General features: G+C 60.5%; 11 protein-coding genes. 5 read left to right on the top strand and 6 right to left on the bottom strand.

Annotated elements, in window-relative coordinates:
* Nucleotides 1-556: 556 nt before the first annotated feature.
* Entirely contained in the window at nt 557-862 is a 306-nt protein-coding gene (locus tag GNZ13_RS37120; RefSeq protein ID WP_172174150.1) for a single-stranded DNA-binding protein, read from the bottom strand.
* Between the two features lie 243 nt (nt 863-1,105).
* Entirely contained in the window at nt 1,106-2,014 is a 909-nt protein-coding gene (locus GNZ13_RS37115; RefSeq protein WP_172174147.1) for a LysR family transcriptional regulator, read from the bottom strand.
* Between the two features lie 154 nt (nt 2,015-2,168).
* Here GNZ13_RS37115 and GNZ13_RS37110 point away from each other — a divergent pair, with 154 nt between their 5' ends.
* The 3 genes from GNZ13_RS37110 (at nt 2,169) to GNZ13_RS37100 (ending at nt 4,537) form a co-directional block, all read left to right on the top strand.
* The gene (locus tag GNZ13_RS37110; RefSeq protein WP_172174145.1) at nt 2,169-2,912 is read left to right on the top strand and encodes an SDR family oxidoreductase; all 744 of its coding nucleotides are present in this window, start codon (nt 2,169-2,171) and stop codon (nt 2,910-2,912) included.
* Between the two features lie 88 nt (nt 2,913-3,000).
* Nucleotides 3,001-3,897 carry an SDR family oxidoreductase gene (locus GNZ13_RS37105; RefSeq protein ID WP_172174143.1) on the top strand — a complete coding sequence of 299 codons (897 nt, stop codon included), beginning with the start codon at nt 3,001-3,003 and terminating at the stop codon, nt 3,895-3,897.
* 85 nt (nt 3,898-3,982) lie between these two features.
* A complete protein-coding gene (locus tag GNZ13_RS37100) occupies nt 3,983-4,537 on the top strand; it encodes a cyclic nucleotide-binding domain-containing protein (protein ID WP_172174141.1) in 555 nt (184 codons plus the stop codon).
* Between the two features lie 51 nt (nt 4,538-4,588).
* Here the strand turns inward: GNZ13_RS37100 and GNZ13_RS37095 are convergent, their stop codons facing one another.
* From GNZ13_RS37095 to GNZ13_RS37085, 3 genes are all read right to left on the bottom strand, one after another.
* Nucleotides 4,589-5,614, bottom strand: a complete 1,026-nt coding sequence (locus GNZ13_RS37095) for an aldo/keto reductase (protein WP_172174139.1) — start codon at nt 5,612-5,614, stop codon at nt 4,589-4,591.
* A 206-nt stretch (nt 5,615-5,820) separates the two neighbouring features.
* Entirely contained in the window at nt 5,821-7,548 is a 1,728-nt protein-coding gene (locus GNZ13_RS37090) for a tetratricopeptide repeat protein (RefSeq protein ID WP_172174137.1), read from the bottom strand.
* Nucleotides 7,549-7,890: 342 nt separating this feature from the next.
* Nucleotides 7,891-8,442 (bottom strand): DUF4142 domain-containing protein, encoded by a 552-nt coding sequence (locus GNZ13_RS37085; protein WP_172174135.1) that lies wholly within the window; start codon nt 8,440-8,442, stop codon nt 7,891-7,893.
* 403 nt (nt 8,443-8,845) lie between these two features.
* Here GNZ13_RS37085 and GNZ13_RS37080 point away from each other — a divergent pair, with 403 nt between their 5' ends.
* Both GNZ13_RS37080 and GNZ13_RS37075 read left to right on the top strand, forming a co-directional pair.
* On the top strand, nt 8,846-9,823 hold the full coding sequence (locus tag GNZ13_RS37080; protein WP_172174133.1) for a chemotaxis protein: 978 nt from the start codon (nt 8,846-8,848) through the stop codon (nt 9,821-9,823).
* Between the two features lie 830 nt (nt 9,824-10,653).
* Entirely contained in the window at nt 10,654-11,433 is a 780-nt protein-coding gene (locus GNZ13_RS37075) for a hypothetical protein (RefSeq protein WP_172174131.1), read from the top strand.
* 21 nt (nt 11,434-11,454) lie between these two features.
* On the opposite strand, the gene GNZ13_RS37070 is transcribed toward GNZ13_RS37075, so the two are convergent.
* Complete coding sequence (locus GNZ13_RS37070) at nt 11,455-12,564, bottom strand: asparaginase (RefSeq protein WP_172174129.1); 1,110 nt, start codon at nt 12,562-12,564, stop codon at nt 11,455-11,457.
* Between the last annotated feature and the right edge of the window lie 282 nt (nt 12,565-12,846).

The raw sequence follows: 12,846 nt of genomic DNA, 5'->3' as shown, positions 1-12,846 counted from the left end.
GATGTGTATAAGGGGATGCTCTTAAGCGGGTCTCCTGGCTTGGAGGGGGCAGTGGTGCATCTGGAATCCGTGCCCTCGCACATTCGGCGTGAGTGACAAGGCAGTCATACTTCCGGCGGCGCTGCGCGCGCCGAAACGTAATTCACCTGTATTAGCCTGGACTTGATCTGACAGGTAGTCGGAGAGTGAAGTAACGAAGTCGATTCAGTGAGGGATCAGTTTCTCCCCGCCGCGCGCAATCGAACCATTAGGTTTCCCAGGCATACCCATCCGCGACGGACGCAGTGCGGAGTGGGAGCGGATGAGCCCTTTGTCACTAGCGCCGAAGGTGCGGCGGGTCGGATTCCACATGCACCACTACCGTGGCTGCGCGAGGGGCCCGCTTAAGAGTTGGCGGTTTGAGCCGCTTTCTCTTGCTTACTTCTCTTTGCGGCCGGCAAAGAGAAGTAAGTGCCGCCCCGCACAGGGGCGACGCTAATAATCCAATATCAATTCAAGGAAAGGCCAACACCGCGAGGCAAACAGACATAAAGCGCCGCGCAGGCAAAAAAGACAGTTAACTTTCCCCCCGATACCCCACAAGCACCTTATGCGCAACCATATCCACAGCAGGCTTAACCAACCCATTCTTGTCAGTCCAAACCTTAGGCGTCAACGCCCCACTAAGCGCAACGCTATCAGCATCACTCAGCGCAAGCAACGCAGCCTGCACCTCATCATCAAACGCAATCACATTGACGAAAATCGTATCTCCATCATTGGTGGTCGCCCGGACCTTGCAGGTCACAAAGCGCTTGCCATTCTGCCCCGTGCGAATCTGCGCCTCGCCGTATAAGCGCCCGCCCACCAGTCCATCGATCATCGTCCTGCTCCTGTTATCCCGTACCGTGCAAAAAAGCAATATCGCTCAGCACGACACGTATGATCCCACGATACGCAGCGCGGCTTGCACAAAAGCACGGACCGCTCGCGCATTACGCGCCAATCGCCATATCGACACCGCGCACCAAGTGCTTGGCTAACCGCGGTTGCCGCAATTTTTCAGGCCATCATTGCAACGCGCGCCATGCGCCATACGGCACACGCCCGCGGTGGACTGACACGTTCACCGCGAACCCGTCTGCCCCCCCGCCGCCTCGAAAATATCGCGCAACCACTGCGCAAACACACGCACACGCGACGACAACTGGCGATTCTGCGGATAGAGCACCGAAACCGGCATCGGCGGCGGCGGGAAATCCGCGAGGATGATCTTCAGCCGCCCCGACGCCAGTTCTCCCGCCACGCGGTATTGCGGCACTTGCACGATGCCGAGGCCGGCCACCGCCGAGCCTGTGTAGAGATCGGCGCCGGTCACCGATACCGCTGACGGCAGGTAGGTCGCCGTATCGCGGCCGTCGACTCTGAATTCGAGCGGCACCGGCTTGCCCGTCGCGCTGGACAGATAGTTAACCGCGCGATGCGTGGACAAGGCCGCCGGATCGGCCGGCTCGCCATACACCTCCAGATAAGCCGGACTCGCCACCGTCACTTGCGGCAACTGCGCAACGCGCCGCCCCACCATCGACGAATCCTGCAGATTGCCCGCCCGCAGCACGCAATCGATCCCCTCCCGCACCAGATCGACCAGCCGGTCATCCTCGCCGATCGTCAGCTCGATGTCGGGAAACCGCGCGAGAAACGCGGGTAACGCCGGCACGACGAAGTGCCGCGCCAGGGTGCCCTGCAAATTCACGCGCAATAGGCCCTTCGGCGCAATGTTGGAAAACGAGCCCTCCGCCTCCTCCATATCGGCGATCAGCCGCACGCAGCGGCGGTAGTACGCCTCGCCGTCGTGCGTGAGGCGTACCGAGCGCGTGGTGCGCTCGAGAAGCCGCGCGCCGAGCCGCTGCTCCATGCGCTTCATCAGGTTGGTGACGGTGGCGCGCGGAATCTGCAGGTCGTCCGAAGCGCGCGTGAAGCTTTGCCGCTCGGCGATCCGTATGAACACCCGCATTTCCTCGAAACGATCCATGGTTGATGCCTTTGTGCCGGGCCGGCGATCCGGCGGCCTGCCGGCCAATTGTTAAAGCGAATGGAATGATGATGGCAAGTCTAACCCGATTATCTCAGCGACGAAAGCGACCATGATTCATCTCACCAACCCACCACACAGAAGGAAACGAATCATGAACACAATCAAGAACGCTCAGGTCGCCATCGTTACCGGCGCATCCCGTGGCATCGGCGCAGCGGTTGCGCAACGCCTCGCTAACGACGGCTTCGCGGTTGCCGTCAACTACGCCTCGAGCTCATCGGAAGCCGATGCGCTGGTCGCACAACTCACGGCGGCGGGCACCAAGGCCATCGCCGTGAAGGCCGACGTTTCGAACGCCGACGACGTGCGCAGCATGTTCGAGATCACTGAACAGCAACTCGGCAAGGTGGACGTGCTGGTCAACAACGCCGGCGTGCTCAAGACGGTGCCGCTCGCCGACACCAGCGACGCGCTGTACGACCAGACCTTCGACATCAACGTGCGCGGCACCTTCAACACCCTGCGCGAAGCGGCCGCACGGATGAACAACGACGGACGCATCGTCAACTTCTCGAGCACGACGCTGGCGCTGAACATGCCGGGCTACGCGATCTATAACGGCACCAAGGCCGCCGTCGAAGCCTTCACGCACGTGTTCGCCAAGGAATTGCGCGGCCGCAACATCACGGTCAACGCCGTTGCGCCGGGTCCGATCGCGACCTCGCTGTTCCTCGACGGCAAGACCGAAGAACAGATCCAGACCTTCGCCAAGATGCCGCCGCTGCAACGCCTCGGCCAGCCGGACGACATCGCCTCGGTGGTGTCCTTCCTCGCCGGCCCGGATGCAGGCTGGGTCAACGGCCAGATCCTGCGCGCCAACGGCGGCGTGGCTTAACCCACTTAATCCAGCTTGAAAAAGCATTAAGAGCCTTTCTCATAGCGCGTTTAAACGTCGTATCACTTTCACGAATCGGAGAAGAAAAATGCAGAAGAACGTCATCCTGGTTACGGGCGCGGGTACGGGCATCGGCAAGCTCACCGCGCAATCGTTGGCCGAAGCCGGGCATATCGTCTACGCGACGATGCGCGATGTCGAAGGACGCAACAAGCCACGCGCCGACGAAATGCGGGCGCTCGCCAAAGCGAAGGACATCCAGTTGCATCCGCTCGAACTCGACGTGTTGTCGCAAGAGTCCGCCGATGCCGCCGCCGCAACAATCATCCGCGAGCAAGGACGGCTCGACGTGGTGATGCAGAACGCGGGCCACCTGGTGGTCGGTCCGACCGAAGCGTTCACGCCCGAAGAAATGGTGAAGGTGTTCGACACCAACCTGTTCGGTGCGCAGCGTGTGAACCGTGCGGTGCTGCCGTATCTGCGCCAGCAGGAAGCCGGCCTGATGTTGTGGATCAGCAGCACGACGACCAAGGGCGGTTTTCCTCCCTTCCTCGGCCCTTACGGTGCTGCAAAGGCCGCAATGGACTCCCTGGCGGTCACCCTCGCCTACGAAATCGCGCGCTTCGGAATCGAAACTTCGATCGTGGTGCCAGGCGCGTTCACTCGCGGCACTGCGCACTTTCCGAGCGCCGGCAAACCTGCCGATACCGAACGCGCCGCTGCGTATGCACGCTATGACGGCGTGATGGATCAGATCGGCGAGCGCCTGTCCGAACTCACACCGGACGACGCCGATCCGCAAGCCGTGGCCGATGAAATCGTGCGGATCGTCGCGTTGCCTTCGGGCGAGCGGCCGATGCGCTCGGTGATCGACTTCGTCGGTGACGGCGCGCGGGAAGTGCTTGATGTCTCGGAGCGCGTGCGCATCGAGTTCGCCAAGCGGATCGGCATGGGCGATCTGCTTGAAGCGAAGATCAAGCGTTAATCAGGCATGACAGCGGGGGACGTCAAGGGTGATTAGTGAACCTTGGCGTCCCGCCGTTCCTTTCCCGTTTTGAACCCACACGCTCATGAAACCCTCAATCCTGGTCGCCTGCGCCGTGCTGCTGCCGTTTCTGATCGCCGCTTGCGATGCAAAACCGCAGTCCCCGGACGCGTCCGCCACCACGCGGAGTACGGAAATGAAACCCTCAGTGACTTACCTTCATTTGTTGAAGCACACGCCCTTTTTCACGAGCCTGACAACCGACCAACTGCGTTGGGTGATTGGTCATTCGCATGAATGGGAAGCGCAACCCGGCACGGTGGTCGCGCAATGCAACGGCGGCGCACAGAGTGCCGCGAGCGATCAAGGCATGTGGATTCTTCTGGACGGCGGCTGGCAAATCGAATACGACCAACAGTCGTATCCGGCGGGCCATGCAGGTGCGGGGAAATGGTTTAGCGCGGCGCTGACCGATCGGCCATGCAGCCTCGTCACGACCGAACACAGCTATGTGATGAAGATCGAACGCGCCGACTTCGATGCGATGCTCGAACAAGGTTTCGCATTCGACTCACATCTCGATGCGGGCCGCCGCTACTACAGCGAGCTGTTCGCCGCTCCGGCCGAACTCGTCAATTAGCAGTCGAGCCGAAGCGGGTTGTTACTCTGTGCGAACATCAAAGAAGCGCGCTTAAACCGCGTTCGGATTACGCTCCGTAAATCCTTCCTGATGCCAGTACGGATACGCGGGACGTACAGCGCTGGCAGCGTCGAGTTTCGCCACCTGTTCGGGCGTCAGATTCCAGCCCACTGCGCCGAGGTTCTGCCGCAACTGCTCTTCGTTACGCGCACCGATCAGCACTGTCGATACGGTAGGCCGCTGTAGCAGCCAGTTCAGCGCGATTTGCGGCACGGTCTTGCCGGTTTCAACAGCAACCTCATCGATTGCATCGAGTACGCGGAACAGATACTCGTCCGGCACCGGCGGCCCCATGTCGGCGGTTTTATGCAGACGGCTCGTTTCCGGTAACGGCTGGCCGCGCTTGATCTTACCGGTGAGACGCCCCCAGCCGAGCGGACTCCACACCACCGCACCTACGCCTTGATCGACGCCGAGCGGCATCAACTCCCACTCGTAATCGCGGCCGATCAACGAGTAGTAAGTCTGATTCGCGACATAGCGCGGATAGCCGTAGCGATCCGCGGTGTCCTGCGATTTCATCAGATGCCAGCCGGAGAAATTCGACACGCCGGTGTAGCGGATCTTGCCGGCACGCACGAGATCGTCGAGCGTCGACATGACTTCGACAATCGGCGTCTTCGCGTCGAAACCGTGCAACTGGAACAGGTCGATGTAATCGGTTTGCAGGCGTTTGAGCGCCGCGTCCACCGCCTGAATCAGGTGAAAGCGCGACGAGCCGACATTGTTCGGACCGTCGTCGAAACGGAAGGTCGCCTTGGTGGAGATGATCGCTTTGTCGCGCTTGCCCTTGAGCGCTTCACCGAGCACCGACTCGGAAGCGCCGCTCGAATAGATGTCCGCGCTGTCGAACATCGTGACGCCCGCATCGAAACAGATGTCGATCAGGCGACGCGCTTCGGCCACGTCGGTGGCGCCCCAAGCTTCGAAAAATTCGCCCTTGCCGCCGAATGTGCCCGTACCGAAACTCAGTACCGGCACCTTGAAACCAGATGCACCCAGATGTCTGTATTCCATTGCTGAATCTCCGTGGCCTAGTCCTCGATAAACGGACAATCAGTCTACGCGCGTCCGGGCAAACGCGTCGAACGGCTCGCATTGTGGTGACAGATGCCGCGCCGATCAAAGCGCGCCGTCATGGCAACGTCACGGCAATGTCACCGCAACGAAGTGAAGCGTGCAGCGCCGATCTATCCGGCTAACGCACAGCCAGGGCTTTATCTTCAGTGCGCCGCAGGTTTTCCCGTGACGCTCAACGCGGCCAGCGCGTCACGTGCACTTCGAATCACGCTGTCCCAATCGCCCAATGCCGGCTGCCGGAACAACCTCGCTTGTGCATACCAGGGCGTATCGGCGCGTTCCAGCATCCACCGCCAGCATGTGTCGAAGCGGTTCAGAATCCATACCGGCTTATCCAGTGCACCGGCCAGATGCGCGGTGGACGTGTCCACCGATATCACCAAGTCGAGGTTGGCCACCAGCGCGGCCGTGTCGGCGAAGTCGTCGAGTTCTTCCGTGTAATCGAAAACGTTGGGGGACGAATCGTTGTGCGGTAATTGCTGCGCAGCCGGTCCTTTTTGCAGGCTGAAGAACTGCACGTTCGGTACATCGAGAATCGGTGCGAGACGCTCGAATGTAATCGAACGGCGCGAGTCGTTCTTGCGGAGTTCGGCGACATGCGGCCGGTTTCCGCCAGCCCAGACGAGTCCGACCTTCAAGCGCCCTTCCGCTTGTGTTGCGATACGCTCGTGCCACTTACGCGTTGCTTGCGGTTCGGCGAACAGATAAGGCGTCTTTGACGGAATACTCGCGAGATCGGTCTTGAACGCGAGCGGCAGACTCAGTAAGGGGCAGTGACAATCGAACGGCGGCACTGTGTGCCCCGCTTCGATCAATTGATCCACACCGTCGAGCGTCGACATTAGCCGCATCAACTCACGCGGTACTTCTAGCACGACTTTTGCGCCGAGCTTCGACACCATCCCGGCATAGCGGCAAAACTGCAGCGTGTCGCCGAGACCCTGCTCAGCCTGCAGCAGAATCGTTTTGCCTTCGATTGAAAAATCGCCCAGCCAAAGCGGTTGCGCAAAGGTGCGCCTGCCTGCTTTGATCCGGCTACGCTCCCAGCGCCGCTCGTATTCCTTCCATCCCGCTTCCAGCTGTCCCAGTTGCAGCAGACACAACGCCCGATTCCAATGTGTCTCGGCAGCGGCGGGATTCACGGCCAGCGCGCGCTCATAGCTCTGCAACGCTTGCGCGTGCTCGTCGAGATCGACCTGGGTCAGGCCAAGGTTGTTCCAGGCATCGGCAAACGCAGGGGCGAGTTCGAGCGCGCGCTGATAGCTTTGCCGCGCTTCGTGCGGCCGGTTCAGATCGCTGAGCGCATTACCGCGATTGCTCCATGCGTCGGGATAGTTCGGCTGCAATGCGAGCGCGTGATCGCAGCTTGCCAGGGCATCGGCGGGACGGCCCAGATCGCGCAGCACGCAGGCGCGATTGTTCCAGGCTTGCGCGAAATCCGGCATCAAGGCGATCGCCCGATCAAAGCTTCCGAGCGCTTCGAGCGCAAAGTTCAGACCGGCTTGCGCATTGCCGCGATTGTTCAGTGCGTCCGGGAATTTGGGCTGCAATGCGAGCGCGCGATCGGCGCTCCCGAGCGCTTCGTCGAAACGTTGCAAGGCATTGAGCGCATAGGCGAGATTCGAATGAAGCGGCGCCTGCTTCGCATTGATGGCAAGCGCCTTTTTGATGAACTCGATGCCCTCTTGTACACGACCCGCTTGCAGCGCGAGAGAACCCAACAATTGCAACGCCTCGAAATGGCGCGGCTTGAGTTCGAGAATCTCACGATAGAGTTCTTCTGCCTCGGCGAATGCGCCGTTCCGCTGAAGCGCGATGGCTTGCCGAAGCATATGGTCCAACTGTTGCGGGAGATTGGCAGGCTTGCTCATGCGGTGAGCTTTGATTGAATGCGCGTGGAATCGGGAAACGGCTTTCGAATTGCCTGAGTCGCGCTGGAAGCCGCGCAGGTCAGGCCCGAAAGAACGAAGCCGATTATCGCCGAAAAGAACGCATTCGGCCTGCTGTATGCAGGCAGCCTAGATTGTCCGCGAGCGGGAGGGTTGCTACTGGTTTTGGCGGCGTTTTTTGAAGGCGGCTTCTGAGGGCGTTTTTTGAAGGTTTTTTTGGTGGCGGTTTTTTATGCCGCCTGGTGGCGCGCGTCACGTCGCAACGTGACGCGCGCTTGATGCTCAGACTGCACCAGACTGTGCTTAGCGTGCCTGGTATGCGGCTTACTGAGCGGCCAGATGCTTACGCTTGGCGAGATCCTGAGCCATCGCGTAATGCTCCTGGATGGTCGGCAGTGCCTTCTTTGCTGCGTCCTTCAATTTTTCATCGCGGCCCGAGGCGATTTCCGCCTGGAATGCCGACAGCGCTTTCTGCTCGCCGGCGAGCGCGACCTGCTCGATATAGGTTTTGTCGAAGTCGGCGCCACGCAGGTTATTGATGCTCGCGAGCACTGCTGCGTCCGGATCGTTCTTCGGCACGTCGATGCCACGCGGACTTGCGGCGCGCAGCGCGTCCGAGATTTTCGCGTTGTCGTTCGACACGCGCTCGGCGAATGCCTTCACTTCCCGGTCGGTGGAGCGCGAGGTGGCGATGCGTGCGGCATCGCGTTGCGTAGCGACGGCCTTGGTGGCGTCGGTGATGAAGGCCTGGTCGGCGGCGTGAATACGAGCGGCGTCCGGAGCGGCCGGCGCGGTCTGGGCACTGGCTGCGGTAGCGACGGCCATAAGGCTGACCATGCAGGCACTGGTGATGGCGGCGAGAGGCAAGCGGATCATACGTTCTCCTTGAGGTGGAAGCGAAACGACAGCGATGCGTGTACGCCTTGGCCACTGCATGCGATTGCACTAATAGCTTGCAAGTCGCTTGCGACTGGCTAACGGCGCCGCGTTCTTATCGCTTTGCATTCTAGGAGGCGCATTACGCTGCATGTGAAACCATGCTGTCGCTTCTGTAACGTTAGGTAACCTTCATACGAATTACCTACTTTTGCTGTATGGCCGCGACCCTCTTCCCGCCCCGAATAGCGGCTGGATGTTAATCAGAAAGCATCAGTAAACCGCCTGAATTCACTGAACTTTCCTGCCGCTGCGCCGATAAGTAAAAGATAGGGTACGCGCCAGGGCAGAACGAACGGTATGCATGGCGCACCACTCGCACCGCAATCCCTGGGGAGTTTCGATGGCAGTAGATCACCGCGCGAACGACGAACGCAGCAATCTGACGAGTTCCAACAAATTCGAGTTGTTGCTGTATCGGCTGGGATCCGTTCCTGGCAGCGACGCGCATGAGCTTTACGGCATCAACGTCTTCAAGGTGCGTGAAATCTCGACGATGCCGCCGGTGACGCCGATTGCGGGTTCTTCGCCGTACGTCATGGGTGCTGTGGACATTCGCGGACAGATCATTCCCGTGATCGATTTGCCGCGCCTGATGGGGTGCGAGCCGACGCGCGGCTTGAACATATTGTTGGTGACGGAATTCGCGCGTTCGACGCAGGCTTTTGCGGTCGAGGAAGTGGATGACATCGTGCGGCTCGAGTGGAATCAGGTGCTGTCCGCCGAAGGCACGGCCGGTGGCAATCTGGTGACGAGCATTGCGCGTATCGACGGCAACAGCGGCGACTCGCGGCTCGCCCAGGTGATCGACGTGGAGCAGGTGTTGCGCGACGTGTTTCCGTCACAGCATCCGAGCGTCGACCCGACGTCCGTGGGTGAGGCGCTTGGCATCCGCCGTGGCGCGAAGATTCTCGCTGCTGACGATTCCGGTTTTGCACGCAAGCTGATCGAGCAGGCGTTGAGCGCGATCGGCGCGGACTACGTGATGACCAAGACCGGCGAGGAGGCGTGGAATACATTGCAGCAGGTTGCGCGTGAAGCGCAGGCTACCGGCGCGAGGGTGAAGGACAGTATTGCGCTGGTGTTGACCGATCTTGAGATGCCGGAGATGGATGGGTTTATGTTGACCCGTCAGATCAAGGCTGACGAGCGGACTCGGGATATTCCGGTGATTATTCATTCGTCGTTGACCGGCGCCGCTAATGAGGCGCATGTGAAGAATGCTGGGGCGAATGGATATGTGGCGAAGTTTGCAGCCGGTGAGCTGGCTGATGCTATTCGCAATGCGCTTGGGGGAGTGCCTGCGGCGCAGGTTGTTTGAAGTTGGGTTTTTGCCTTTGGCGGCGGCATTGTCTGTTGGCCTATGGCGTTGGCCTTTCCTTGATTTGTTATTGGATTATTAGCGTCGCCCCTGTGCGGGGCGGGCACTTACTTCTCTTTGCCGCCGCAAAGAGAAGTAAGCAAGAGAAAGCGGCTAAAAACCCCTGCTAAGTGGGTCCCGTGGCTTGCAACCGGTAGTGGTCCATCTGGAATCCGTGTCGTCGCACATTCGACGTTCGTGACCAAGCAGTCATTCTTCCGGCGGCGCTACGCGCGCCGAAGGGTCCTTCACAAACCGACCACTCCGTTTTCGTACTTGCACATCGCTCGGTAGCGTCCCGCGCTCTTTCTTCGCGAGGCGAACTCGGCGCGTATCGCCTCTGTCGCTTCGACACCTCGCCGAGGCAAGGCCGATGGCTCCCGCCGTCCCAACCGAAGCCGCTGGCCCCCACCACGCCCAACCGAAGCTCCTGGTTTCCCATGCAGACCCATCCGCGACGCACGCAGTGCGGAGTGGGAGCCGATGAGTGCTTTGTCACTCACGCTAAATGTGCGAGGACGCAGATTCCAGATGCTCCACTACCGATACTGCGCGGGGGACCCGCTTAGCAGGGGGTTCGAGCCGCTTTCTTTGCTTACTTTCTTTGCGGCGGCAAAGAAAGTAAGTGCCCGCCCCGCACAGGGGCGACGCTAATAAACCAATAAGAATTCAAGGAAAGGCCAACGCCGCAGGCATACAACCAAGCGCCGAGCAGGCAAAAAACCCCCATAAAAACCCAAATTTTATGTGACCATACCCAAACCCAACCCCGCACGGAGTGCAACCCAAAAATGCAACACCCTGACCCACTCCACCCCCTACGCCCCTTCCTGAAAAACTACGTGTGGGAACACGGCCACATCGGCACTCGCTACATCAACTGCGCCACCGGCGAAATCAGCTTCGACGACGGCAAAAAATCCCGCTTCGCAGCAGAAAAATACCTCTACATCCCGCTAGACAAAGACGCCACCGACGACCCACAAGCCACCGGCCCGTCAACCCAGGACGCCGCCCTCGCGCGCTTCCTCCGCGCCGCGCAACTCGGCAAACCCGAAGAAGCCGGCTCCGCCGCAGAAGTCCAACGCGCCGTTCACGATTGCGTCGACCTGGCGATCTTCAGCGCCTATCAGCACGACGCGCTGCAAGCAGTCGACCACTACACCAATGAAGCCATGTTCGACGACGAAATCCGCGCGGCGCTCGTCAGCGATATTCGCCGGGTCTATGGGCCAATGCGCGAACAACTCGCGCTCTATGACTTCACCGTGTTGCATGGCCTGCCCACGCCGCTTCTCTTCAGCGATTCGCCATTCATCGACTGGCGCGTGCGCGTCAAGCCGGCCATGCCGTTCGTCTCGTTGCCCCTCGGGCCCTACGCATTACTGGTCGGTACGCCGTCAGGAAGAACCAGTCGCGCCGCACCTGTCGCGTGGAAAACCGCCGTGTCGATGGGCGCGCTGAAGGATCACAATCGCCTCATGGTCGAGCGCGCCCGTCTGTGGATCGTGGCGACCAGCGACGATCAACTGGTGGCTATACAAGATCGCTTCAAGAAAGACGACGCATAACCGGCGCCGCCCTGCATACCCTCACGCCTCGCGGCGTGGATGCGCTTCGAGCGCAAGCGAAAATGCCAAGTGGCCGATTTCGATGCCCATGGTGTTGAACATCGGCGACGCACGGAACGCGCCCAGTTGCGCACGTTGCTCAGGGCTGCCGATATCAAGCCGCGCGAGCAGTTCGGCAACGGTCGCATACAGCACGCCGATGTTGCCGTCCTCCACCTTCACCGCAATGCCGAGTGCACCGTCGGCGCCGAGCCGCGCAGTCTGCCGCGAGGCCCGCACGCCGATTGCGTAGCTGCCGTCTGCGCCAACCTTGCCGATCAGCGCTCCATCGAATGCCCGCATCAACGCGGTACAGAAGCGCCCCTCGCCTGCCACCCACTCCGGATGCGCCGCAATCGCACGATAGATGCGTGCAAGCGCAGCAGTGCGTGGCGGAATAGAAGAAGGAATGGACGAAGAAGCGGCAGCGGAAGCCGAAGTCTCGTCCTCCGCGGCAGCGAGCTTCGCGAACAGTCGGGCGAGTCGATCGAGGGCGAACGCCGGCGTTGGCAGATTGCAACCGTCGATCGACCATTGCACCGCGTCGTCCGGCAAGTCGCATACGTCGGCGACGGTATGCTTCACGCGCACCTGCAGCGGGCGCTCCGGCAGTTCATAACCCCTTATCGCCGCGCCGATTGAACGCGCCCCGGCCAGCATGCCGGCGTGCTTGCCCGAACAATTGCTGCACACCGCATCCGGTTTGAAATCGCGCTTCAGCCAGTCGATATACACGGCGTCGGACAGCGGAGGATGGCCGCCGCAACGCAGGTCGGCTTCGCTGACCTGCGCCTTGGCCAGCATCTGCCGCGCGCGTTCGATGTGGCGCGGCTCGCTGCTGTGCGAGGCGCACATGAGTGCGAGATCGGTTTCGTCGAAACCGAAACGCTCGAGTGCGCCGGTTTCCAGCACCGCCAGGGCCTGTGCGGGCTTTGCCGCGGAGCGCGCCAGCGTGATGCGCGACGGATCGCCAAATGAATACAGCAGGCGGCCATCGGCCTGAACCACCGCGACATGGGCAATATGTGTGTTCTCGATTGCTTCGCCGCGATAGACAGTCGCCGCAATCGGCCCGGTTTCACGCAAGGTCATGTTCGTTCTCCTCCTGATCGCTTCAGTCGTTGCGATCGCTATGAATATCGCTGTGAATATCGCTATGAATCGTGGTGACGCGAGCGATTCTACGTTCGTCTTTCGCTCAATCCAAATCGTCGCTGTACGACCACCGTAAGCGAGCGAGTCGCACGACGAGTTGGACTGATGCTTAACAGGCTGTTGAAAAGTGCCCCCGTCATGATGACCGAAGCTATGTTCAGGAGGCTTGCGCGTGCGATTTTCCGCTGAATTACCGGTTCGCCGCGCAATCTGCGCGGG

This window comes from Paraburkholderia elongata (genome assembly GCF_013177735.1).
Classification (GTDB): Bacteria; Pseudomonadota; Gammaproteobacteria; order Burkholderiales; family Burkholderiaceae; genus Paraburkholderia; species Paraburkholderia elongata.
This window is presented reverse-complemented; position numbering and strand designations above follow the sequence as displayed.